Genomic DNA, 22,978 nt, shown 5'->3' with positions numbered 1-22,978 from the left:
ATGGCGGGCCTCGCCCTGGAGGAGAAGCAGGACCTGGCCCGCTTCCTCCTGGACGCCCGGGAGGAGTGGGGGGTGACCCTCCTTTGGGTGGAGCACGACCTAAGGGCCGTCTTGGAGCTTTCCGACCGGGTCCTGGTCCTCTCCTACGGGGAGGTCCTCTACTACGGCCCCCCCGAGGGGGTGCGCAAGGACCCCAAGGTGGTGGAGGCCTACCTGGGCCAGGCGTGAGGGAATATGCGGGGAACCCTTCTGGAATACCTCCATCGGCACGCCAAGGAGCGCCCCGAGGCCCCGGCCCTCCGGGTGAAGCGGCTTGGCGTCTGGCAGAAGACCTCCTGGGGGGAGCTTCTGGGGCGGGTCTTAAGCCTCGCCGGGGGGCTTTCCGCCCTGGGCCTTAAAGAGGGCGAGGTCCTCGCCATCCTCGGCCACAACGCCCCCGAGTGGGTGGAGGCGGAGCTCGCCGCCCAGGTCCTCGGAGCCCTTCCCATGGGCATCTACGCCGACGCCATGCCCGAGGAGGTGGGCTACTTCCTGGAGTTCACCGGGGCGAGGGGCATCGTGGTCTCCGACGAGGAGCAGCTGGACAAGGTCTACCCCCACCTCCACCTGGTGGACTTCGTCCTGGTGTGGGAGGAGGCGGGGATGAGCCGGCACTTCCGGGGGAAGGTCAGGCGCTTCAGCCAGGCCTTCGGCGACCCCAAGGTGGGGGAGGAGGCCCTGAAGCGGCGGCGCCCGGAGGAGACCGCCCTCCTCGCCCCCACCTCGGGCACCACGGGGCGGAGCAAGCTCGCCATGCTCTCCCACCAAAACCTCCTCGCCGGGCACGAGGCGGTGGGGAAGGCCCTGGGCTTCCAGAAGGGGGCCTGGGTCTTTAGCTACCTGCCCCTTCCCTGGATCGGGGAGCAGATGCTCACCGTGGTGCAGGGCCTGGTGGAGGGCTCCACCGTCCACTTCCCCGAGGACCCCACCACGTTGCGGGAGGACCTCAAGGAGGTCCAGCCCGACTTCTTCCTGGCCCCGCCCAGGCTTTGGGAGGAGATGGCGAGCTTCATCCAAAGCCGGATGGCGGACGCCGACCCCATCAAGGCCTTCTTCTACCGGGCCGGGATGGGAGCGCTTCTGGAGGGGGCGAGCCGGGAGTTCAGGGGGGAAAGGGTAGGGGTCTGGCTCAACCTCAAGCGGGCCCTCTTCTACCCCCTCATCGCCAGGCCCTTAAGGGCCAGGCTCGGCCTCGCCGCCTGCCGCATCGCCGTCACCGGCGGGGCGCCCTTGGGGCCCGAGGTCTTCACCTTCTTCCGCGCCCTGGGCCTGGACATCCGGCAGGTCTACGGCCAGTCGGAGACCGCCGCCGCCACCACCGCCCACGCCACCGGGGACGCCCCCCCGGAGACCGTGGGCCCCCCTCTTCCCGGCACGGAGGTGCGCGTCGGCGAGGAAGGGGAGATCCAGGTACGGGGCCCCCAGGTCTTCCAGGGCTACTTCAAGGGGGAAAAGGCCACCCGGGAGAGCTTCACCGAGGACGGCTTCTTCCGCACGGGGGACGCGGGCTTCTTTGACGAGCGGGGGCATTTGGTGATCCTGGGGCGGGTGAAGGAGGTGGGGGCGCTGGAGGACGGAACCCGCTTCGCCCCCCAGTTTTTGGAAAACCGCCTGAAGTACTCCCCCTACATCCGGGAGGCCATCGTGCTCGGCCACGGGAGGCCCTTCGTCACCGCCCTCGTAGAGCTTGACCCGGAAAACGTCCAGAACTGGGCCAGGAGGCGGGGCCTCCCCTTCACCACCTACCTCTCCCTCACGGAGCGCCCCGAGGTGCGCGCCCTGATCGCCGAGGAGATCCGCATGGTGAACGAGACCCTTCCCGAGAAGCTCAGGATCCGCCGCTTTGCCCTTCTGCCCAAGGAGCTCCACCCCGACGACGAGGAGATCACCCGCACGCGCAAGGTCCGCCGCCAGATCGTGGAGGCCCGCTACGGGCCGGTGATCCGGGCCCTCTACGGGGAAGGGGGCCGGGTGGAGGTGGCCCTGCCCATCCGCTACCTCGAGGGGGAGGGCAGGCTGGAGGCCACCCTCGAGGTCCAGGAGGTCTGAGATGTTCGCCCTCTCCAAGCGCCTCACCGACGCCTTTAGCCTGCGCTTCGCCCGGGCGGTGCGGGAGACCTACCGGGAGGACGAGGCCTACGCCAGCACCCCCTTGGGCCGCCTCGCCCTCTACGCCTTCCTCCTCCTGCTCCTCCTCCTCCCCCTCCTCCTCGGCCCCTACCCCATGTACGTGGCCACCCTGGTGGCCATCGGGGCCCTCTCCGCCCTGGGCCTCCACCTCCTGGTGGGGGGGGCGGGGCAGATCTCCTTAGGCCACGCCGCCTTCATGGGGGTGGGGGCCTACGCCGCAAGCCACCTCACGGGCCCCCTGGCCCCCCTGGGCGTCCTCCTGGGAGGAGGGATCGCCGCCTTTTTGGGGCTTCTCCTCGGCCTCCCCTCCCTGAGGATCAAGGGGGTGTACCTGGCCATCGCCACCCTGGCCTTCCAGTTCCTGGCGGACTACGCCTTCAAGACCTGGGAGGCGGTCACGGGGGGGATCCGGGGCCGGACCCTCCCTCCCCCTGAGGTCCTGGGCCTAAGCCTGGACACCCCGGAAAAGCTCTGGTACCTGGTCCTCCTCTTCGCCCTCCCCCTCTTCTCCTACGGCAAGCGCCTCCTCATGACCCGGGCCGGGCGGGCCTTCATGGCCGTGCGGGACAACGACCTCTCCGCCCGGGTGGCGGGGGTGGACCTCACCCGGGTGAAGCTTTTCGCCTTCGCCCTCTCCGCCTTCTACGCCGGGGTAGCGGGGGGGCTTCTCGCCCAGCTCTACAAGGCGGTGACCCCGGAGTACTTTCCCCTCTCGGTGAGCATCCAGTACCTGGCCATGGTCATCGTGGGCGGGGCGGGGACGGTCCTGGGGGCGGTTCTGGGAGCCTTCTTCGTCCTCCTCATCCCCGAGGTGCTCAACAGCCTGGTGGGCACCCTGGGCCCCCAGTACGCCGCCACCCTGGCCGCCTGGCGCAACGTGGTCTTCGGCCTCCTGATCCTGGTCTTCCTCATCCTGGAGCCTTTGGGCCTGGTGGGGCTTTGGGGGAGGGTCCGGAACTACTTCCGCACCTGGCCCCTTCCCTACTGACGGTTCCCGTCCTCGAGGTGGCGGAAGGCCACCGGAAGGCCCACCAGGAGGCCGAAGGAGAGGTGGAAGGGGGTCCTCCAGAGGAGGGCGGCCAGGAGGGGAAGGGCGAGGGCCACCGCCAGGGCCGCCCGGTAAGGCCTGCGGGAAAGGAGGTACAGGAGGGCGAAAAGGGAGAGGGCCAGGAAAAAGAGCCTGGGGTCCACGGCCAGGAGGACCCCGGCCGCCGGGGCCAGGGCTTTCCCGCCCCGGAAGCCGAGCCAGAAGGAGAAGGCGTGGCCCCACACCGCCCCCCCACCCCCCCAGAGCCCCCCCAAGGGGTCCCCGGCCACCCCTTCCCCCAGGGCCACCGCCAAGACCCCCTTGAACACGTCCAGGAAAAGGACCAAGAGGCCCGGCACCGGGCCCAGAATCCGGTAGGCGTTCAGGGCCCCGGGATGGCCGGAGCCCTCCCGCAGGAGGTCCTTGCCCCGGAGGGCCCCAAACCAGAAGGCCACGGGGAGGCTTCCCAGGAAGTAGCCCGCCAGGAAGGAAGGGAGGGCGGCCAAGGGGTCCATGGGGCTCACAAGGCCCGGCGCACCTGGTCCTGCAGGCGCAGGAGGGCGGCCTCGAGGCCCCGGAGGCGCAAGGGGGTGAGGAGCTCCTCCAGCCCCGCCCCCTGGTAGAAGGTGGGGGGCACGGAGAGCACCGCCTCCGGGGGCTCCCCCTCGAGGCCCTCCTTCAAGAGGCCGGCGAAGGCCCTCACCGTGGGGGCCTCCTCGGGCACCATGAAGTGGAGGCGCACCCTTCCCCCTTCCACCTCCGCCCGGAGGAAGAAGGGGGTCTGGCACTCGTGGACCCGCTCCAGCTCCACCCCCGGAGGGGGCGGGGGTACCTTCTTGGCGTAATCCAGGAGGACCTCGGTCTTAAGCTCCCGGGGAAGGGAGCGGATGAGGTCCAAGGCCGCTTGCAGCCTAGGGGGCAGGCCCATGGCCTAAGGCTACCCTACCTTGGCCGCCACGTGGGTGGGCCGAAGCTCCATCTCGCTCACCAAGGCCCTTTCCGGCATCTCCAGGGCGAAGCGCACCGCCTGGGCCACGTCCTCCGGGGCGAGTTTCCAAGAAGCGCCTGGAGCATTCCCCGCGAACCCCGTGTCCACCGAACCCGGCAGGATGTTCACCACGCGCACCCCCTGGTCGCGCAGCTCCAGCATGGCGGCTCCCATGAGCCCGAGGAGGCCGAACTTGCTGGCGTTGTAAGCGGCCCCACCCTTAAAGGGGTTCTTCCCCGCCAGGCTGGCGACGTTCACCACCACCCCGCGGGCGCGGAGAAGGGCGGGGAGGGCCGCCTTCAGCCCCAAAAAGGGGCCCACCAGGTTCACCTCCAAGACCTCCCTAAGCTCGGCCTCGGAAAGCTCGGATACGGGCTTCATGAGGCCGATGCCGGCGTTGTTCACCAGGGCGAAAAGCCCACCAAAGGCCCTTTCCATTTGGGCCACGGCCCTTTCCCAGTCCTCCGCCCGGCGCACGTCGGCGGGGAGGGCCAGCGCCCCTTCCCCGAGCTCCGCCGCCAGGGCCTTTAGCCTCGCCTCGTCCCGGGCCAGAAGCCCCACCGGGTAACCGTGGGCGTGGAGGAGCCGGGCGATGGCCTCCCCGATGCCCCGGCTCGCCCCCGAGATGAGCACGGCGCGCATGGGTTCAGGATAGCCCAAAACGGGCCCGGATCTCCGCAAGGAGGCCTCGCAACCCTTCCCGAAGCTCCTCCAGGCTTCCCCGGTTCTCCAGGACCCAGGTGGCCCGCTTGCGCTTCTCCTCCTCGGGCATCTGGGCCCGCTCCCGGGCCAGGACCTCCTCCCGGGATAGCCCCGAGCGCGCCATCGCCCGCCTCACCCGCTCCTCCAAGGGGGCCGCCACCAGGATGGTCCCGTGGAGCCTCCCCTCCCACCCCTTCTCAAAGAGGAGGGGGATCTCCAGAAAGACCAGGGGGGCCTGGAGGCGGGAAAGCTCCTCCATAAGAAGCCGCCTTACCTCCGGGTGGACCACGGCCTCGAGGGCCTTGAGCCTCCCCGGGTCGGAAAAGACTAACCGGCCGAGGGCCCTCCGGTCCAGCCTCCCCCCCACCACCGCCTCGGGGAAGAGGCGCTTCAGCTCCTCCTCCTGGTTCTCCCGGGCCCGGGCGGCGAGCTCGTCCAGGTCCAAGACGGGGTAGCCCCAGGCCCTGAGGAGGGCGGCCACGGTGCTCTTGCCGCTGCCGATGTTCCCGGTGATGCCGATAATGATGGGGTGCTTCGCCTCGTGGCCCATATGGACTTCCCCTTTTATACCCCCAAGGACGCCTTCCCCGTGGGCGGGGCGGTGCGGGACCTCCTCCTGGGGAGGAGGCCAAAGGACCTGGACTACGCCGCCCTTGACCCGGAAAAGGCGGCTCGGGAGGCGCAAAGGCGCCTCGGGGGAAGCCTCTTTCCCCTGGACCCCAAACGGGGCCACTACCGCCTGGTGCTGGGAGGGAGGACCCTGGACTTCACCCCCTTGGAAGGAAGCCCAGAGGAGGACCTCCTCCGGCGGGACTACCGGATGAACGCCCTCTTCTGGAAGGGGGGGGCGGTCTTCGGCCTAAGGGGGGTGGAGGAGGACCTGAGAAGGCGGGTCCTGGTCCCCCTGCGGGAGGAGAACCTCTACCAGGACCACCTGCGAAGCCTCCGGGGGGTGCGCCTCGCCGCCTCTTTGGGGCTTGGGCTCCCTAAGGAAAGCCAAAGGGCCCTCGCCCGCCACGCCCGCTTCCTCCAGGCCCACCCCGAGGCCCTCCCCGCGCGGGAGCGGGTGAGGGAAGAGCTTGCGCGGCTCCTCCTCTCCCCCAGGGCGGCCTTCGGCCTCCGCCTTTTGCAAAGGGTGGGGCTCCTTGGGGTCTACCTCCCCGAGCTCGCCCTCCTCGTGGGCCTGGAGCAGGGGGGGGTGCACCACCTGACGGCCTGGGAGCACACCCTAAGCGTGGTCTTCCACCTCCTCTGGCTTTGGCCCGAGGCCCCCCTGGAGACCCGCCTCGCCGCCCTCTACCACGACGTGGGCAAGCCCCTTACCCGCCGCTTTGACCTCGAGGTGGGCCGCTTCCGCTTCCTGGGCCACGCCGAGGTGGGGGCGGAGATCGCCCGCTCCGCCCTTTCCTGGCTCCGCTTTCCCAAGGAGACGGTGGAGCGGGCGGCGGGCCTGGTGCGCCGCCACATGGACCGCCTCCCCGAGGAGAGGAAGGCCCTGCGCCGCTTCTTCCTGAGGCGCCAGGACCTCCTCCCCGACCTGGTCTACCTGATGGCGGCGGACCGCCTGGCCACGAGGGGCGTGGAAAGGGAGGCCTGGGAGGTGCTGGGGAGCTACCAGGAGGCCCTCCAAGAACCCCTTCCGCAAAGGCCCCTCCTCTCCGGGGAGGAGGTGATGGCCCTCCTGGGCCTCCGGGAAGGCCCCGAGGTGGGAAGGGCCCTACAGGCCCTCCTCGAGGCCCAGGCGGAGGGCCGGGTGGGGACCAAGGAGGAGGCCCGGGCCTTTCTCCTATATTGGAGGGGTGGAAGGGAGGCTCAGGCTTCGGGAACCCCAGATCACCCCCATTGAGGGGGGCTTTCTGGTCTCCGACCCCTACGGGGTCTACGAGAAGCCCCTGGCCCTCACGGAAGGGGGGCTCCTCCTCCTCTCCCTCATGGAGGGGAGGACCCTGGAGGAGGTGCAGGAGGAGGTGTTCAAGCGCCACGGGGTCCTGGTGCCGAGGAAGGAGCTGGAAGACCTGGCGAAGGCCCTGGAGGAGGCGGGCCTCCTCCTCACGGAGGAGGTGGAGGCGAGGCTTAGGGAGGAGGAAGAAAGACTAAGGCGGGAGCGGCCCATGCGCCTCGCCGGGCTCTCCTACCCAGAGGGCGAGCGGGAGGCCCGGGCCTTCCTCGAGGCCTTCCGGGCGAGCCACCCGGGGGAAGGCGAAGAAGCCCGGGTCCTCCTCATGCCCCACCTGGAGCCCTCCCGCGTCCCCGAGGTCTACGGGGCGGCCCTGGCCGTCCTGGAAAAGACCCCGCCCCCCGAGCGCATCTATTTGGTGGGGGTCGCCCACAGGCCGCTTAAGGAGGGGGCCGCCGCCCTCCCCGTGCCCTTCCAGACCCCCTTTGGCCCCGCCCTGCCGGACCTTTCCGCCCTTCAGGCCCTGGACGCCCTCCTTCCCTTTGAGCTCTTCAACACCCCCCTGGCCTTCCGGGAGGAGCACAGCCTGGAGCTTCCCCTCCTCTTCCTGAAGGGGCGGTTCCCCGAGGCCAAGGTCCTCCCCCTCCTGGTGGGGAGGCGAAGCCCGGAGCTCGGGGAGGCCCTGAAGGCGGCGATGCGGGACTTCCCGGGCCTCTTGGTCCTCGCCGTGGACCTCTCCCACGTGGGACCCCGCTTCGGCGACCCTCCCCTCACCCGCCCCCTGGCGGAGGAGGCGAGGAGGCGGGACCTGGGCTTTTTGCAAAGGATTGCGGAAGGGGAGCCGGAGGCCGCCCTGGCCTTCCTCGGGGCCAACCCCACCCGCATAGACGGGGTGGAGGTGGTGGGAAGCCTCCTCCCCCTCCTCCGGGGAAGGAAGGGGAAGGTCCTGGCCCACCGCCTGGACCTCGAGGCCCCCACCCTGAGCGCCGTGGGGGCGGGGACCCTGGCCCTCTAGCGGCGCCGCTTCCTGCGGGCCCGGGTTCTCACCGGGCGGTTTTCCTCCCGGGCCTCCTTGGGGGCCCACTCGCCGAAATAGACGCTGTGCACCGTGGCCCGCTCGGGGCGGGTGTCCCGGGCCTTGTCCTTAGGGGGTCCTACCACCTTGCGCATGTCCACCTCCTTTCCCTTGGGCTTCGTGGAAGCCTCTTCCACATAGGGCACCAGATCTACCTGCCGGAGCCTGGGGTCGCTGCGGAGGATGACCACCTCCATCTCGTCCCCCAGGCGGATCCGCTTCCCCTTGGGGCCCAGAAGGGCCAGGGCCTCCTCGCTGTAGGTGTAAGGCCCCAAGGCCTCGAGGCGCACCAGCCCCTCCACCCCGTTAGGTAGGGTCACGAAGGCCCCGAAGCTCGCCACCCCGGTGACCTTCCCCAAAAAGCGCTCCCCCAGGTGGAGCTCGGCCCACTTGGCCATGTAGTACTTGGTGAGCTCCCGCTCGGCGGCCTCCGCCTTCCGCTCCATCTCCGAGGCGTGGTCGGCGATGGCGGGGAACTCCTTCACCCAGCGCTCCTTCCGCCTCTCCGTAAGGGTGCGCCTCAGGGCGGCCCGAAGCACCCGGTGGACCACCAGGTCCGGGTAGCGGCGGATGGGGCTCGTGAAGTGCAGGTAGTGCTCCATGGCCAGGCCAAAGTGGCCCAGGTTCTCGGCGGCGTAGCGGGCAAGCCGCAGGGAGCGCAGGACCAGGCCCGCCACCACGGGCTCCTCCGGGCGGCCCTTGGCCTCCAGGAGCACCCGTTGCAGGGCCTTGGAGGAGACCTTCTCGGGGAGGGCGTAGCCCAGCCGGGCCAAGGCCAGGCGGAGCTTCTCGTAGGCCTCCTCTAAGGGCTCCTCGTGCACCCGGTAGAGGGCGGGAAGCCCCTTCCTCACCAGGTGCTCGGCCACCAGGCGGTTGGCGAGGAGCATGAGCTCCTCGATGAGGCTCCTGGCCCTGGGCTCCGCCTGGGGGATGAGGTGGAGCACCCCCTCCTCCACCTCCACCTTCACCTCGGGAAAGCTGAAGTCCAAAGCCCCCTCTTCCAGGCGCTTCTTCCGCATCCTCTGGGTGAGCTCCAGGAGAAGGGAGAGGTCCTCGGCCAGGAAGGCGTGCTCCTCGGAAAGGCCAAACCCCTCGGCGAAGGCCTCCACCTCGGTGTAGGTAAGGCGGGCCACGCTCCTTATGACCCCTTCAGCGAAGCGCACCCGCTTGACCTTCAGGTCCTCCGTGAGGTCCACCAAAACGGAGAGGACCAGGCGGTCCTCCCCCGGCTTCAAGGAGCAGACCCCGTTGGAAAGCCTCTCGGGAAGCATGGGGAGGACCCGCCCCGGGAGGTAGACGCTGGTGCCCCTTAGGAAGGCCTCCTGGTCCAGGAGGCTCCCCTCCTTGACGTAGTGGGAGACGTCGGCGATGTGGACCCCGATGCGGTAGCCCTTGGGCAGGCGCTCCACGTGGATGGCGTCGTCAAAGTCCTTGGCGTCCACCCCGTCTATGGTGAAGACCCGAAGGCCCCTGAAGTCCTCCCGCCGCCTAAGCTCCTCCTCGGGGATTTGCAGAGGAATGGCCTCGGCCTCCCTCAAGACCTCCTCGGGGAACTGGGCGCGGAGGCCGTACTTGGCGATGACGGCCTCCGTCTCCGTCTCGGGGGCCTCCCCCTCCCCCAGGTACGCCAAAAACTCCCCGTAGGGGCGCTTGCCGTAGTGGACCTCCGCCACGATGCGGCTTCCTCGCTTTAGGCCCTCCAGCCCCTTAGGAAGGAGCCTGAGTTCAGGGAGCCCGGGCTCGTCGGGGAGGAGGACGGCGTACCCCTTGCGGAAGTCCAGCCTTCCCACCACCCGATCCCGGGCCCGCTTGAGGACCCGCTCCACCGCCCCCCAAGGCCTCCCGTCCCGCCCCGGGGGCATGAGGCGGGCCTCCACCAGGTCGCCCGGCCAAGCGTCCCCCGTGTAGCCCGGGGGGATGAAGAGGTCCCCCTCGGAGAGGCGGACGAAGCCGTACCCGTCCCGGTGGAGGCTGATGGGCCCCTGGACCCTTTGGGGGAGGAAGTAGCGGCTTCCCCTTTTCTCCAGGAGGCCTTCCCGCACCAGGGCTCCCAGGTAGCCCTTGGCCTCCTTCTTGGAAAGTCCAAAGCGGTGAAGGATCTCCTCGAGTCGGTGGGGCTTCCCGGTCTTTTTGAAAAACTCCAGCAGCGTTTCCTGCATTCTATCCTAGAAGGCCCTCGAGGGCCTTTTCCGTGGCCTCAAGGGCCTCCGAGAAGGCGGCGAGGGCCTCGTCCACGTGCTCCTTGCCGATGATCAGGGGGGGCTCGAGGCGGACCACCTTGGGGTTATTCAGCCCGAAGGCGGTGAGGACGCCCCTTTCCGCCATCTCCGCCACCGCCAGGGCGCCGATGTCGGCGTCCGTGAACTCCACCCCCAGCATGAGCCCCCGGCCGCGCACGTCCTCTATGAGGTGGGGGAAGCGCCCCTTCAGGGCCTTTAGGCCCTCCATCAGGTACCCGCCGAGCTCCAGGGCCCGGCCCGGGAGGTCCTCCTCCAGGGTCACCTCAATGGCCGCGAGGGCCGCCGCCGCCGCCAGAGGGTTCCCCCCGAAGGTGGAGGAGTGGAAGAGGGGGTTATTCTTGAAGACCTCAAAGACCTCCCTCCTCCCCACGCAGGCCCCGATGGGCATCACCCCGCCCCCCAGGGCCTTGGCCAGGGTCATGAGGTCCGGGGAAACCCCCTCCCAGTCCACCCCGAAGAGCCTTCCCGTACGGCCGAGGCCGGTCTGCACCTCGTCGGCGATCATGAGGACGCCCTTTTCCCGGGTAAGCTCCCGCACGCCCCTTAGGTACCCCTCGGGGGGCACCCGGATCCCCCCTTCCCCCTGGATGGGCTCCACGATCACCGCCGCCGTGTCCTCGTCTATGGCCGCCTCCAAGGCCTTTAGGTCCCCATAGGGCACCACCTTGACGCCGGGGAGGAGGGGCCTTGCGGGGTCCTGGTACTCGGGCTTGGGGGTGAGGGAAAGCGCCCCCATGGTCTTGCCGTGGAACCCTCCTTGGGTGGTGACGATGCCGGGCTTGCCGGTGTAAGCCCGGGCCAGCTTGATGGCCGCCTCCACCGCCTCGGCCCCCGAGTTGCCGAAGAAGACCATCTCCAGGCCCTCGGGGGTAATCTCGGCGAGCCTTGCGGCAAGCCGGGCCGTGGGCTCGGAAACCAGGACCCGCACGGACATGGGCATGCGGTCAAGCTGCCGCTTCACCGCCTCCACCACCTTGGGGTGGCGGTGGCCCAGGTTCAGGGTGCCGTAGAGGCCCAGGAAGTCCAGGTAGCGCCTGCCCTCCGTGTCCCAGACGTAGGGGCCTTCGGCGTGGGACTCCACCCGGTCAAGGCCGGTGAAGCGGAGAAGGCCCGCGAGGCCGGGGTTGATGTGGCGTTCAAAGAGCGCGAAGGCGTCCAAGTCCATGCCCCAATGCTACCCTAAGTGTAGCACGCTCAAGGCCCGGTGGATCTCCTCCGGGATGCGGGCCGCCCTCCCCCCCACCTGGCAGAGGTGGCGGGTGAAGCCCTCGGCCAAAAGGACCCCTTCCCGCTCCACCCGGTAGCGGAAGAGGAGGGCCCGGGAGGAGAGCTCCGCGAGGCGGGTCCTGACCTCCACCTCCTCCCCGAAGCGGGCCGGGGCGCGGAAGGTGAGGCCAAGCTCCACCACGGGGAAATAGACCCCCCTCGCCTCCACCCGGTGGTAGGGAAGCCCGGCCCGCTCCAGGAAGTCCACCCGGGCGGCCTCGAGGTAGACGGCGTAGACCGAGTGGTGGACCACCCCCATCTGGTCGGTCTCGGCGTAGCGGACCTTTATGCGGGTAACGCTTTCCACGGCAAGAACTCCAGCCTGGGCAGGTGGCGCAGGCGCACCCTCTTGGCCAGGGCGGCAAGAAGCCGCCTCTTTGCGTGGCGCAGGGCCTCTAGGGCCCTCTCCTCCTCCCGGAAGGCCTCCACGTAGACGGAAAGCACCCGGCCATCCGGGGAGAGGCGCACCGCCTCCACCGTGAGGAGGAAAAGCCTCGGGTCCTCGAGCTCCCCCACGGCCTCGGCCAGGGCCCGAAGGAGCCTTTCCTCGAGGTGGGCCTTCCCGTAGCTCACGTCCCCATCCTACCCCGGCCCCTGCCCCCGGTCCAAGGAGGCCACCACCTCGGCGAGCCCCCGGGCCACCTCCTCCGCCCCCTCCTCCGCCTCCACCATCACCCGGATGAGGGGCTCGGTCCCCGAGGGGCGGACGTTCACCCGGCCCCTCCCCCCCAGGCGGGCCTCGGCCTCCCGGAGGGCCTCCCCAAGCCTCGGGTCCGCCATCACCCTGGCCTTGTCGGAAACCCGCACGTTGAGGAGCACCTGGGGGTAGAGGGGAAGCGCCTCGTACCAGTCGGCGAGATCCCCGCCCAGGGCCCTTAGGGCCTTCAGGGTGAGGAGGGCGGTGAGGAGGCCGTCCCCCGTGGTGTGGTGGCGGAGGAAGATCACGTGCCCCGAGGGCTCCCCTCCCAAGGCGAGGCCCGTCTCCTTGAGCTTCTCCAGGACGTACCGGTCCCCCACCGCCGCCCGGTGGAAGGCGAGGCCCCGCTCCCTTAGGGCCACCTCGAGGCCCATGTTGCTCATCACCGTCCCCACCACGCCCTTTTCCCCAAAGGCCAAGGCGGCGAGGTAGAGGACGTGGTCCCCGTGGAAGAGGCGCCCCTTGCGGTCCACGAACTGCACCCGGTCCCCGTCCCCGTCAAAGGCCAGGCCCAGGTCCAGCCCGAGCTCCACCACGAAGCGGGCCAGGGCCTCGGGGTGGGTGGAGCCGCAGGCCCGGTTGATGTTCCTGCCGTCCGGGGTGTTGAAGAAGGCCATGACCTCGGCCCCCGCCCTCTGGAAGAGCTTGGGGCCGATGCGGTAGGTGGCCCCGTGGGCGAGGTCCAGGCCGATCTTTAGCCCCGTGAGGTCCGGAGCGTGGGCCAGGAGGAAGTCCAGGTAAAGCCGCTCCGCCTCCCGGAAGTCCCCCACGGTGCCGATCCCCCGGGTGGGGTGGTCTTCCAGGAGAAGGCGCTCTATCTCCTCCTCCGCCTCGTCGGGAAGCTTCTCCCCCGTGGGCCCGAAGAACTTGATGCCGTTGTCCTGGTAGGGGTTGTGGCTCGCCGAGATCACCGCCCCCGCCGTGGCCCTGAGGGCCTTGGTGAGGTGGGCCACCCCCGGGGTGGGGAGGACCCCCAGGTGCTCCACCCTGACCCCCTGGCTCATAAGCCCCGCCGCCAGGGCGGCCTCCAATAGGTCCGAGGACTCCCGGGTGTCCTTGGCGAGGAGGACCACGGGTTTGGCCTCCTGGGCCCGGAAATAGGCCCCCGCCGCCTGGCCGAGCTTTAGGACGAACTCCGGGGTCAAGGGGGGCTTTCCCGCCTCCCCCCGCACCCCGTCGGTGCCGAAGTAGCGCCTCACGGGGGCCACTATACCAGGGCCAGGGCCCCTGGGGCGGGTGGGGCAAGCCCTCCACCGGGGCCTAGGCCCTGATTTACTCAGTACACTGAGCAAAAATACTCAGCGTGCTGAGCAAAATCCCCCGAAAAAGGGAAAGCGCCTCCTGGCCCTGGAGGTCAAAAGCGCCCCCTCAAAGAGAACCAAGGGCCTGGAAGCCTTCACCCAGGCCTTCGGGGGGAAGGGCCTTCTCCTGGGCCCAGGGGGCATTCCCCTGGAAACCTTCCTCCGGGAAAACCCCCTGGCCTTTCTTTAAGCTTCGGAGCCAACCCCTACTCCTTGGCCGAAAGCCAGTCCTTCCCCATCCCCACCTCCACCTCCAGGGGCACGGCGAGGGGAAAGGCTCCCTCCATGACCTCCTTGGCCAGGGCGGCCACCTCCTCGGCCCGGCCTTTGGGAGCTTCCAGGAGGAGCTCGTCGTGGACCTGGAGGAGCATCCGGGCCCCCCCTTCCTTCAGGCGGGGGAAGAGCTTCACCATGGCGAGCTTCATGAGGTCGGCGGCGGTGCCCTGGACGGGCATGTTGAAGGCCATGCGCTCCGCGGCCTCCCGGACGCTCTTCACCCGGGCGTTGAGGTCGGGCACGTAGCGCCTCCTGCCGAAGAGGGTCTCCACGTAGCCCCGCTCCCTCCCCTCCTCCAGGGTCTTTTCTATCCAGGCCCGCACCTTGGGGAAGCTCTGGAAGTAGCGCTCGATGAAGGCCACCGCCTCCTCGTAGGGGATGGCAAGCTCCTGGGAGAGCCGGTGGGCGGACATGCCGTAGAGGACGCCGAAGTTCACCGTCTTGGCCGCCCGGCGCATCAGGGGGTCTACGGCCTCCGGGGGAACGCCGAACATCCAGCTTGCGGTCTGGGTGTGGATGTCCTTCCCCTCCTGGAAGACCCTGATCAGGTTCTCGTCCCCGGAGAGGTGGGCGAGGACCCGGAGCTCTATTTGGCTATAGTCCAGGGCCACCAGCACCCATCCCTCCTCGGCCACGAAGGCCCGGCGGATCCGCTGGCCCAGGGGGGTACGCACGGGGATGTTCTGCAGGTTGGGGTCGGAGCTAGAAAGCCTTCCCGTGGCCGTGGCCGTCTGGTTGAAGCGGGTGTGGAGGCGGCCCGTCCTCGGGTGGACGAGGCCCGGGAGGGGGTCCACATAGGTGTTCTTGAGCTTGGTGAGCTCCCGGTGCTGGAGGATCTTCTCCACGATGGGGTGGGCTTCCCGTAGGGCCTCCAGCACCGCGGCGCTGGTGGAGCGCTTGCCGGTCTTCTCCGTCTTGCCGATGGCGGGAAGGCCGAGCTCGTCAAAGAGGACCCGCTCCAGCTGGTCCCGGGAGTTCAGGTTAAAGGGGTGGCCCGCCAGGCGGAAGACCTCCTCCTCGAGGCGCCTTATCTCCCCCTCGAGCTCCAGGGAAAGGGCCTGCAGGTAGGCCACGTCCAGCCGTACCCCGGTGGCCTCCATGTGGGCCAGGACCCGGGAGAGGGGCTTTTCCACCTCCCGGTAGAGCCATAGGAGCTTCTCCTCGCCTTTAAGGCGCTCCAGGAGGTTTTGCTGGAGCCTTTCGGCGAGTAGGGCCCGGTGGGCGGCGTCCTCCGTCCACTCCCCCCCGTAGCGCCGCGCCACCCCCTCGGGGGTGGTGTTGGAGGGGTCCAGGAGGTAGGCGAGGAGCATGGGGTCGTCCGAAGGCGGGAGGTCCAGCCCCTCCCTCAAGGCCAAGACGGCGAGGTCCTTGGCGAGGAGGCCCCGGACCTCCTTGAGGTCCCTAAGCCCCGCCAAGGGGTCCCCTGCCCGGTGCACCCGGCCCTCCTTGCAGGCGGCCAGGGCCCGAAGCTCGGCCCACATGGGCTCGGGGCGGGAGAGGAGGAAGCCCACGAAGGCCCCCTCGGGCGGAGGCCAGGGGGCCTCCTCCAGGGGGGCGGGGGCCTCCAGGAGGCCGAACTCGTGGAGAAGGCTGCCGAACTCCAGCCTCTCCAAAAAGGCCCTAAGCCCCTCCCGGTCAGGCTCCTTGGGCCCTTGAAAGTCCACCTCCAGGGGAAGGTCGGCGCGCACCCGGGAGAGCTCCAGGGAGAGCTTTAGGTCTTCTAGGCGGGTTTGGATCTTCTCCCGGACGCTTTCCGGCTTCACCCGGTCCAGGTTCTTGAGGAGGTTTTCCAGGCTGCCCCACTCCTTGAGGAGCTTGAGGGCGGTCTTCTCCCCGATCCCCTTCACCCCGGGGAGGTTGTCGGAGGGGTCCCCCACGAGGGCGCGGAAGTCCACCCACTGCTCCGGCCTGAGGCCGTACTTCTCCCAAAGCCACTCCGGGGTGATGAGGTGGCCCTCGGGGTGGAGGACGGCGATGCGGTGGGAGACCAGCTGGTAAAGGTCCCGGTCAGCGGTGAGGATGCGCACCTCGTACCCCTCCTTTTCCGCCTTCTTGGCCAGACTCGCCAGGACGTCGTCGGCCTCGTAGCCGGGGGCCTCGAGGCGGGTGAGGCCCAGGAGGTCCACCAGCTCCTTGATGAGGGCGAGCTGCCGGGGAAAGTCCTCCGGGGCCGGGGCCCTCCCCGCCTTGTAGGCCTCGTAGGCCTGGTGGCGGAAGGAGGGGGCCTTGGCGTCAAAGACCACGAAGACGGCCTTGTACCCGTCCTCCTTCAGGGCCTTGAGGAGGCTTTTGGCGAAGCCGTAGACCGCCTGCACCGGTTCGCCCCGGCTGGTGGTGAGGCCCTTTAGGGCGAAGAAGGTGCGGTAGGCCAGGTGATGGCCGTCCACCAGAAGGACCCGGCCTTGGGGTTGGAAGAGGGGAAGAATCGCCTCCATGCTACTCCAGGGCCGCCCGCCCCCGGGTGGCGTCCAGGAGGGCTTTAAGAAAGGCTTCCCGCTCGGGCTCAGGAAGCAGGAGGGCAAAGCGCACGCCCTCCGGGGTGTAGGTCTCCTCGGCCTTTAGGGCGCGGGCCTGAAGGAGGGCGTGGACCCGCCCCACCTCGGCAAAGGGCACGAGGAAGGCAAGCCCCACCCGCTCCACCAAGGGGACCTTGGGCGCCCGCCTCAGCGCCTCCGCCGCCACGCCGCCGTAGGCCCGCACCAGCCCCCCGGCCCCGAGCTTCACCCCGCCGAAGTAGCGCACCACCAGGACCGCCACCCGGTCCAGGCCCTGGGCCTCTATGGCGTGGAGGATGGGCCTGCCCGCGGTGCCCGAGGGCTCCCCGTCGTCAAAGAAGCGGTAGAGGGGGCCGATCTTGTAGGCGTAGGGGTTGTGGGTGGCCTCGGGCTCCCGGTGGGCCTTCAGGAACTCCAGGGCCTCCTCCTCCGAGGCCACGGGGGCCGCCTTGGCGATGAAGCGGCTTTTTTGGATCTCCTCCTCGTAGACCACCTTGTCCGCCAGGGTGAGGCTCACGCTTCCCCTTCCAAGGCCCGGCGGGCCGCCTCCTCCATGCCCAAGGGGTCCGGGAGGAGGCCCGTCCAGATGCGGAAGGCCAAGGCCCCCTGCCAGGCCAGCATGGGAAGCCCGGTCTGGACCTGAAGGCCCTTTTCCTCGGCCTCCCGCAGGAACCGGGTCCAGAGGGGGCGGTAGACGAGGTCCACCGCCGCCCCTTCCTCCGGGAAGAGCTCCGCCGGGAGGGGGGTAGCTTGGGGGTCCCCCAGGCCCACCCGGGTGGCGTTCACGAGGAGCCGGGCCTCCTTCGCCTTCTCCAGGGGCACGGCCCTTAGGCCGAACTCCTCCGCCAGGGCGAGGGCCCTTTCCGGGGTGCGGTTCCAGACCCAGACCTCAAGCCCCGCTTCCTTCAGGGCGAAGGCCACGGCCCGCCCCGCACCCCCCGCCCCCAGCACCAGGGCGGGGCCCTTCAGGGGAATGCCCCCCGCCCTTAGGGCCTCGAGGAAGCCCGGGGCGTCGGTGTTGAAGCCGAAAAGCCGCCCCTCCACCTGGAGCACCGTGTTTACCGCCCCGATCCTTTGGGCCTCGGGGGAGACCCAGTCCAGGTGCGCCAGGGCCGCCTCCTTCAGGGGGAGGGTGAGGTTGACCCCCCGGAAGGCCCGGCGCACCTCCTCTAGGCGCTCTGGAAGGGCCTCCAGGGGGGTCTCCAGGGTCTCGTAGCTTCCCTGAAGCCCCAGGCTTTCCAGGGCGAAGGCGTGCATGGCCGGGGAAAAGGAGTGGGCCACGGGGTGGCCCAGGACGGCGAAGCGCAGCATCCTCCTAAGGATAAGCGCCAGCGTCTGGGTTCTGCACCAGGGAGGCCTTTACCTAACTCCTTTTGGGGCCCCCACCGCGGGGGGGTACTTAGCGTGGCCCAGGGCACCCAAGGCCCGGGAAAACCTATAGAATGGGGACGGTGAAAAGGCTTTTGGCCCTCGCCTTCCTCCTTCCCCTGGCCCTGGGGAAGACCTTTCTCATCCCCATCCAGGGGGAGATAGACCCCGCCTTGGCGGTCTTCGTGGAGCAGGCCCTCGCCCGGGCGGAACGGGAAGGGGCCAGCGGCGTGGCCTTCCTCATCGACACCCCCGGGGGACGGGTGGACGCCGCCATCCGCATCTCCGACCGCATCCTCCAAACCCCCCTCCCCACCCTGGCCGTGGTGCAAAACGCCTTCTCGGCCGGGGCCCTCATCGCCCTTTCCTGCAGGCAGATCGCCATGCTCCCGGGCTCGGAGATCGGGGCCGCCCTCCCCGTGGTGGCCCTGCCCCTCCAGGAGCCCCAGGCCGCGGACCAAAAGGTGATCTCCGCCCTCAAGGGGAAGTTCCGGGCCGTGGCCGAGGCAAGGGGAAGGCCCGTGGAGCTCGCCGAGGCCATGGTGGACCCGAGCCTCGAGGTCCCGGGGCTATCCGCCAAGGGGGAGCCCCTGACCCTTTCCGCCGACAAGGCGGTGGAGCTGAAGGTGGCGGACTCCAAGGCGGGAAGCCTCCCCGAGGCCCTGCGGCAGGCGGGCTTCGCCCCGGAGACCATCCGCCTCGAGCCCGGCCCCCGGGTCCAGGTGGCCCGCTTCCTCACCAGCTCCGCCGTGGCCGGGCTCCTCCTCGCCTTGGGGCTTCTTTTCCTCCTCCTGGAGCTCTTCACCCCGGGCTTTGGGGTCATGGGGGCCTTGGGCCTGGCCTTCCTCGCCCTTTACTTCGCCGGGGGGTGGCTTGCGGGGCTTTCCGGGGCCTTTGAACTCCTCCTCTTCTTCTTAGGGGTGGGGCTTCTGTTGGCCGAGGCCTTCCTCTTCCCGGGCTTCGGCATCGCCGGGGCCTTGGGCGTGGGGAGCATCCTGGCCTCGGTCTACTTCACCTTCGGGGAAAACGCCCTCCTGGTGATGGCCATCGCCGTGATCGCCCTGGGCCTGGGCCTCCTCGTGGTCTTCCGCTACCTGCCGAGGACCAGGCCCGCCCGGGCCTTGGTGCTGGAAAGCGCCATCGAGGCCCACGCCACCCTGGAGGAGGTGGAGGTGGGCATGGTGGGCACCGCCCTCACGGACCTGAGGCCGGGAGGGGTGGCCCGCTTCGGGGCCAAGCGCGTGGACGTGGTGGCCAACCGGGGCTTCATCCCCAAGGGCACCGCCATCCGGGTGGTGGAGGTGCGGGGGCCCACGGTGGTGGTGGAACCTGTGGAGGCGTGATATGGAAGGACTTGGCGTGCTCTTTCTGGCCTTTGTCGTTCTCGTCCTGGTTTTCCTCTTCTTCAGCTTTATCCCGGTAGGGCTTTGGATCTCCGCCTGGGCGGCCGGGGTCAGGGTCCCCCTCCTCACCCTGGTGGCCATGCGCTTAAGGCGCGTCCCCCCGGCCAAGATCATCTACCCCCTCATCAAGGCCACCAAGGCGGGGCTGGACGTGAGGTTGGACCGCCTCGAGGCCCACTACCTGGCCGGGGGCAACGTGGACCGGGTGGTGGACGCCCTCATCGCCGCCGACAAGGCGGGGATCAAGCTCACCTTCGACCGGGCGGCGGCCATAGACCTGGCGGGCCGGGACGTCCTGGAGGCGGTGCGGGTCAGCGTGAACCCCAAGGTGATCCAGACCCCCATGGTGGCCGCCGTGGCCAAGGACGGGATCCAGCTCCTCGCCACCGCCCGGGTCACGGTGCGGGCCAACATCGACCGCCTGGTGGGCGGGGCGGGGGAGGAGACCATCATCGCCCGGGTGGGGGAAGGCATCGTCACCACCATCGGCAGCGCCAACTCCCACAAGGAGGTCCTGGAAAACCCCGACCGCATCTCCAAGACCGTGCTGGAGAAGGGGCTGGACGCGGGCACCGCCTTTGAGATCCTCTCCGTGGACATCGCCGACGTGGACGTGGGCAAGAACATCGGTGCCCAGCTCCAGATCGACCAGGCGGAGGCGGACAAGAAGATCGCCCAGGCCAAGGCCGAGGAGCGCCGAGCCATGGCGGTGGCCGCCGAGCAGGAGAACCGGGCCCTGGTGGAGGCCATGCGGGCCAAGCTGGTGGAGGCCCAGGCCCAGGTGCCCCTGGCCCTGGCCGAGGCCTTGAGGAAGGGGAACCTGGGGGTCATGGACTACTACCGCCTGAAAAACATCGAGGCCGACACCGACATGCGGGAGTCCATCAGCCGGGCGGCCAAGCCCGAGGGTGAGGAATGAGCCTGGACGACCTCTTAGGCCTCCTTTTCCTCCTCTTCTTCGTGGTGCTGCCCGCCCTCCAGGGCCTCTCCCGCCGGGGGGCTCCTCCCACCCCCCCGGGTTTCCCCGAGGACCTGCCCCCTCCCAAACCCCAACCCCGGCCCAAGGCCCGGCCCAAGCCCCCGCCCCCTCCCCTCGAGCCCCGACGGGAAGAGGGAGGGAGCCTCGAGGGCCTCCCCTCCCCTGAACGCACCCCCTTGGAGGTCCGCTTCCGCGAGGAGGCCCCCGAGGAAGCCCCCAGGGCCAAAGGGGCGAGGAGGCTTCTGACCACCGACCGCCAAAGCCTGCTCAAAGGGGTGATATGGCACGAGATCCTGAAGAAGCCCAAAGGGTGGTGATCCCCCTGAGGTCCGAGGAGGCCCTGGCCTTCCTGGGCCAGGCCGACCGGAACCTGAAGAAGCTCCGGGCCCTCCTCAAGGAGGCCTTCGGCGACCGCCTGAGGCTCGTGGCCCGGGGGGAGGCGGTGGAGCTTCTGGGGGACCAGGAAGCGGTGGGAAAGGCGGAAAGGGCCCTCCGGGACCTCCTGGCCCTCCTGCGGCAAGGGGCGGAGCTGGACGAGCCCACCCTGGAGCAGGCGGTGGCCCTGGCCCTGGAAGGGGAAGGGCTTTACCAGGCCACCACCCCCCAGGCCGAGCTCTCCCTCCCCGGCCGCCTCCGCCCCAAGACCCCGGGGCAGAGGCGCTACGTGGAGGCCATCGCCCGGCACGACATCACCTTCGGCATCGGCCCCGCCGGGACGGGCAAGACCTACCTGGCCGTGGCCATGGCGGTGAGCCACCTCAGGGCCCGCAAGGTGAAGCGCATCGTCCTCACCCGGCCCGCCGTGGAAGCCGGGGAGAAGCTGGGCTTCCTCCCCGGGGACATCCAGGCCAAGGTGGACCCCTACCTCAGGCCCCTCTACGACGCCCTCTTCGACATGATCGATGCCGAGCGGTTTGAGCAGTACCTTCAATCTGGAATCATTGAGGTGGCGCCCTTGGCCTTCATGCGGGGCAGGGCCCAGCCCGTGGACACGCCGGTGCTCACCCCCGAAGGCTTCCGCCCCATCGGGAGCCTTCAGCCGGGGGACTGGGTGGTGGGGGCCTATGGCGTACCGGTGATGGTGGTGGCCGTCCACCCCCAAGGGGTCAAGCCCATCTACCGGGTCCGCTTTAGCGACGGCGTGGAAACCCGGGCCACGGCCGACCACCTTTGGGCCGTCCTCACCCCTTGGGACCGGAGGCGAAGGCGCCCTCCCCGCCTAGTGACCACAGAGGAGATGCGGGATAACCTCCGCCTGCACCACCAGCACCGCTACGAGATCCCCTTGCTCCAGGCCCCCGTGGAGTTTCCCCGGCGCCCCGTTCCCTTGGACCCCTACGCTTTGGGACTCCTCCTTGGGGATGGGTGCCTTACGGGCAGCAGCACGCCGAGCTTCTCCACCGGCGACCCCGAGCTTAAGGAAGCCCTCGCCGCCCGGCTTCAGGGGGTGAGGGTGGTCTCCAAGGGCGGTGTGGACTACGCCTTGACCCTGGGTTTCAAGGGAGGGAAAAACCTCAACCCGGTGAGCGCCGCCCTCCAGGCCTTAGGCCTCTGGGGAACGCGCTCCGGCGAGCGCTTCGTGCCGGAAGCGTACCTCTGGAACGCGTGGGACGTGCGGTTGGCCGTGCTCCAAGGGCTTTTGGACGCCGACGGCAGCGTTCATGTCCAGGCGGGGCGGAGGGCGCGGGTCCAGCTCTCCACCTCCTCCCCCCGCCTGGCCCAGGACGTGGCCTTCCTGGTCCGCTCCTTGGGCGGCGTGGCGTACCACCGGGTGCGGCCGCAACACCGCCTGCGCCCAGGCTTAGCCCGCGGCCGGGCCGTGCCCCACCGGGCCGACAGCCACGTCCTGGACATCCGCCTTCCCCCGGGCCTTTCCCCCTTCCGCTTGGCCCGGAAGGCGGCGGTCTACGAGCAAGCGGGAGGAATACGTCCCATGCGCTTCGTGGAGGCCATTGAGCCCGCCGGGGAAGCGGAGGCGGCGTGCATCACGGTGGCCAGCCCCGACGGCCTCTACGTGACCGAGGACTTCATCCTTACCCACAACACCCTCAACGACGCCTTCATCATCCTGGACGAGGCCCAGAACACCACCCCCGAGCAGATGAAGATGTTCCTCACCCGCATGGGCTTCTCCTCCAAGATGGTCATCACCGGGGACGTGACCCAGATCGACCTGCCCAAGCAGCAAAAGTCGGGCCTCGTGGAGGCCACCCGCATCCTCAAGGGCATCGAGGGCATCGCCTTCGTCTACTTCAAGGAGTCCGACGTGGTGCGCCACCCCCTGGTGGCCCGCATCATCAAGGCCTACGAGGAGGCCGAGCGTGGTGGAGATCGTGGCCAACAAAAGGCCCCCGAGGGGGCTTAGGCCGAGGCTTCGCCGGGCCCTAGAGGGGCTCATGGGGGAGCTCGGGGTGGGGGACAAGGCGGTCACGGTGATCCTCACCGGGGACCGCCGCCTCCGGGCCCTCAAGCGGGCGTGGTGGGGGGAGGATGCGGCCACGGACGTCCTCTCTTTCCCCCACTACGAGCCCGGGGACCCCTTCGTGCCCCCCCACCTGGGGGACATCTGGATCAGCCTGGACACCGCCAGGAGGCAGGCGGAGGCCCGGGGGGCCTCCCTGGAGGAGGAGGTGCTGGTCCTAGCCGCCCACGGCCTCTGGCATCTCCTCGGGCACGACCACCAGAAGGAGGAGGATTGGGAGGGGTTCCGCCGCGTCCAAGAGAGGATCCTCGCCCTCTAAAGGGGGTCTTCCGCTCCTTCGCCTTCGCCTGGGAGGGCCTGGCCTACGCCTGGCGGGTCCAGCGGAACTTCCGCATAGAGGTCCTCCTGGGGGTTTTGGCCCTGGGGCTCGCCCTGTGGCTTGGGGTGGACCTGGCCCCCATCCTCGTCCTCGCCGCCTTGGTCCTCTCCCTGGAGCTTGTGAACACCGCCCTCGAGGCCCTCACCGACCTGGCAAGCCCCATTTACCACCCCCTGGCCAAGCGGGCCAAGGACACCGCCGCGGCGGCGGTGTTGGTGGCCAGCTTCCTGGCCTTCCTCCTGGGCCTATACCTCTTCCTCCCCCCCCTTCTCGCTCGGTTTGGACTAAGCTAGG

At 69.4% G+C, this 22,978-nt stretch carries 22 protein-coding genes and 3 pseudogenes; 13 read left to right on the top strand and 12 right to left on the bottom strand.

Annotation, left to right across the window (positions count from 1 at the left end; genetic code table 11):
• The 3 genes from ACY5J6_RS04665 to ACY5J6_RS04655 are packed head-to-tail and all read left to right on the top strand — an operon-like array spanning window position 1 to window position 3,157.
• Window positions 1-228, top strand: a complete 228-nt coding sequence (locus ACY5J6_RS04665) for an ABC transporter ATP-binding protein C-terminal domain-containing protein (RefSeq protein ID WP_462841841.1) — start codon at window positions 1-3, stop codon at window positions 226-228.
• 6 nt (window positions 229-234) lie between these two features.
• Window positions 235-2,088 carry an AMP-binding protein gene (locus tag ACY5J6_RS04660; RefSeq protein ID WP_462846190.1) on the top strand — a complete coding sequence of 618 codons (1,854 nt, stop codon included), beginning with the start codon at window positions 235-237 and terminating at the stop codon, window positions 2,086-2,088.
• A gap of 1 nt (window position 2,089) precedes the next feature.
• Window positions 2,090-3,157: a branched-chain amino acid ABC transporter permease gene (locus ACY5J6_RS04655; protein WP_462846189.1), complete on the top strand. Its 1,068-nt coding sequence runs from the start codon at window positions 2,090-2,092 to the stop codon at window positions 3,155-3,157.
• Here the strand turns inward: ACY5J6_RS04655 and ACY5J6_RS04650 are convergent.
• Genes ACY5J6_RS04650 through coaE form a run of 4 tightly spaced genes read right to left on the bottom strand, consistent with a single transcriptional unit; the run spans window position 3,151 to window position 5,436 of the window.
• The gene (locus ACY5J6_RS04650) at window positions 3,151-3,711 is read right to left on the bottom strand and encodes a glycerol-3-phosphate acyltransferase (RefSeq protein ID WP_462846188.1); all 561 of its coding nucleotides are present in this window, start codon (window positions 3,709-3,711) and stop codon (window positions 3,151-3,153) included. The two genes, ACY5J6_RS04655 and ACY5J6_RS04650, sit on opposite strands and share 7 nt — an antisense overlap.
• A gap of 5 nt (window positions 3,712-3,716) precedes the next feature.
• Window positions 3,717-4,124 carry a SufE family protein gene (locus tag ACY5J6_RS04645; RefSeq protein ID WP_462846187.1) on the bottom strand — a complete coding sequence of 136 codons (408 nt, stop codon included), beginning with the start codon at window positions 4,122-4,124 and terminating at the stop codon, window positions 3,717-3,719.
• Between the two features lie 9 nt (window positions 4,125-4,133).
• On the bottom strand, window positions 4,134-4,826 hold the full coding sequence (locus tag ACY5J6_RS04640; protein WP_462846186.1) for an SDR family oxidoreductase: 693 nt from the start codon (window positions 4,824-4,826) through the stop codon (window positions 4,134-4,136).
• Window positions 4,827-4,830: 4 nt separating this feature from the next.
• Window positions 4,831-5,436 (bottom strand): dephospho-CoA kinase, encoded by a 606-nt coding sequence (gene coaE, locus ACY5J6_RS04635; protein ID WP_462846185.1) that lies wholly within the window; start codon window positions 5,434-5,436, stop codon window positions 4,831-4,833.
• On the opposite strand from coaE, the gene ACY5J6_RS04630 reads away from it, so the two are divergent.
• Together ACY5J6_RS04630 and amrB are read left to right on the top strand one after the other, a co-directional pair.
• Entirely contained in the window at window positions 5,437-6,732 is a 1,296-nt protein-coding gene (locus tag ACY5J6_RS04630) for an HD domain-containing protein (protein WP_462846494.1), read from the top strand.
• Window positions 6,686-7,798, top strand: a complete 1,113-nt coding sequence (gene amrB / locus ACY5J6_RS04625; protein ID WP_462846184.1) for an AmmeMemoRadiSam system protein B — start codon at window positions 6,686-6,688, stop codon at window positions 7,796-7,798. Before ACY5J6_RS04630 ends, amrB begins: the two co-directional genes overlap by 47 nt.
• On the opposite strand, the gene rnr is transcribed toward amrB, so the two are convergent.
• The 8 genes from rnr to aroE all read right to left on the bottom strand — a co-directional run bounded on the left by rnr (window position 7,795) and on the right by aroE (window position 17,444).
• Window positions 7,795-10,017: a ribonuclease R gene (gene rnr, locus ACY5J6_RS04620; RefSeq protein WP_462846183.1), complete on the bottom strand. Its 2,223-nt coding sequence runs from the start codon at window positions 10,015-10,017 to the stop codon at window positions 7,795-7,797. The two genes, amrB and rnr, sit on opposite strands and share 4 nt — an antisense overlap.
• 1 nt (window position 10,018) lies before the next feature.
• Window positions 10,019-11,263 (bottom strand): aspartate aminotransferase family protein, encoded by a 1,245-nt coding sequence (locus ACY5J6_RS04615; RefSeq protein ID WP_462846182.1) that lies wholly within the window; start codon window positions 11,261-11,263, stop codon window positions 10,019-10,021.
• 9 nt (window positions 11,264-11,272) lie between these two features.
• Window positions 11,273-11,671: a YbgC/FadM family acyl-CoA thioesterase gene (locus ACY5J6_RS04610; protein WP_054638705.1), complete on the bottom strand. Its 399-nt coding sequence runs from the start codon at window positions 11,669-11,671 to the stop codon at window positions 11,273-11,275.
• The gene (locus tag ACY5J6_RS04605; protein WP_462846181.1) at window positions 11,650-11,937 is read right to left on the bottom strand and encodes a ribosome-binding factor A; all 288 of its coding nucleotides are present in this window, start codon (window positions 11,935-11,937) and stop codon (window positions 11,650-11,652) included. The genes ACY5J6_RS04610 and ACY5J6_RS04605 overlap by 22 nt, the downstream gene beginning before the upstream one ends.
• Window positions 11,938-11,946: 9 nt before the next feature.
• Window positions 11,947-13,260: a phosphoglucosamine mutase gene (gene glmM / locus ACY5J6_RS04600; protein ID WP_462846180.1), complete on the bottom strand. Its 1,314-nt coding sequence runs from the start codon at window positions 13,258-13,260 to the stop codon at window positions 11,947-11,949.
• A 308-nt stretch (window positions 13,261-13,568) separates the two neighbouring features.
• Window positions 13,569-16,073 (bottom strand): DNA polymerase I, encoded by a 2,505-nt coding sequence (gene polA / locus ACY5J6_RS04595; RefSeq protein WP_462846179.1) that lies wholly within the window; start codon window positions 16,071-16,073, stop codon window positions 13,569-13,571.
• A gap of 1 nt (window position 16,074) precedes the next feature.
• Window positions 16,075-16,650 carry an IMPACT family protein gene (locus tag ACY5J6_RS04590; protein WP_462846178.1) on the bottom strand — a complete coding sequence of 192 codons (576 nt, stop codon included), beginning with the start codon at window positions 16,648-16,650 and terminating at the stop codon, window positions 16,075-16,077.
• Window positions 16,647-17,444: a shikimate dehydrogenase gene (gene aroE / locus ACY5J6_RS04585; protein WP_462846177.1), complete on the bottom strand. Its 798-nt coding sequence runs from the start codon at window positions 17,442-17,444 to the stop codon at window positions 16,647-16,649. Before aroE ends, ACY5J6_RS04590 begins: the two co-directional genes overlap by 4 nt.
• Window positions 17,445-17,575: 131 nt before the next feature.
• Here aroE and ACY5J6_RS04580 point away from each other — a divergent pair, with 131 nt between their 5' ends.
• The 8 genes and pseudogenes from ACY5J6_RS04580 to ACY5J6_RS04545 all read left to right on the top strand — a co-directional run bounded on the left by ACY5J6_RS04580 (window position 17,576) and on the right by ACY5J6_RS04545 (window position 22,977).
• Complete coding sequence (locus ACY5J6_RS04580) at window positions 17,576-18,844, top strand: NfeD family protein (protein WP_462846176.1); 1,269 nt, start codon at window positions 17,576-17,578, stop codon at window positions 18,842-18,844.
• Window position 18,845: 1 nt separating this feature from the next.
• A complete protein-coding gene (gene floA, locus ACY5J6_RS04575) occupies window positions 18,846-19,823 on the top strand; it encodes a flotillin-like protein FloA (protein WP_462846175.1) in 978 nt (325 codons plus the stop codon).
• The gene (locus tag ACY5J6_RS04570; protein WP_462846174.1) at window positions 19,820-20,200 is read left to right on the top strand and encodes a hypothetical protein; all 381 of its coding nucleotides are present in this window, start codon (window positions 19,820-19,822) and stop codon (window positions 20,198-20,200) included. Before floA ends, ACY5J6_RS04570 begins: the two co-directional genes overlap by 4 nt.
• Window positions 20,164-20,859, top strand: a pseudogene (locus ACY5J6_RS04565) (PhoH family protein); the annotation flags it as partial. The gene ACY5J6_RS04570 and the pseudogene ACY5J6_RS04565, both read left to right, overlap by 37 nt.
• Window positions 20,848-21,654, top strand: a pseudogene (locus tag ACY5J6_RS04560) (LAGLIDADG family homing endonuclease); the annotation flags it as partial. The pseudogenes ACY5J6_RS04565 and ACY5J6_RS04560, both read left to right, overlap by 12 nt.
• Before the next feature lie 273 nt (window positions 21,655-21,927).
• Window positions 21,928-22,248 (top strand): annotated as a pseudogene (locus tag ACY5J6_RS04555) (PhoH family protein); the annotation flags it as partial.
• Window positions 22,205-22,624: an rRNA maturation RNase YbeY gene (ybeY, locus tag ACY5J6_RS04550; RefSeq protein ID WP_462846173.1), complete on the top strand. Its 420-nt coding sequence runs from the start codon at window positions 22,205-22,207 to the stop codon at window positions 22,622-22,624. The pseudogene ACY5J6_RS04555 and the gene ybeY, both read left to right, overlap by 44 nt.
• On the top strand, window positions 22,579-22,977 hold the full coding sequence (locus tag ACY5J6_RS04545; RefSeq protein WP_462846172.1) for a diacylglycerol kinase: 399 nt from the start codon (window positions 22,579-22,581) through the stop codon (window positions 22,975-22,977). Before ybeY ends, ACY5J6_RS04545 begins: the two co-directional genes overlap by 46 nt.
• Window position 22,978 lies beyond the last annotated feature (1 nt).

This window comes from Thermus sp. H19.2 (assembly GCF_054979525.1).
The sequence above is the reverse complement of the archived record's forward strand: the minus strand, read 5'-3'. Positions and strand labels throughout refer to the sequence as shown.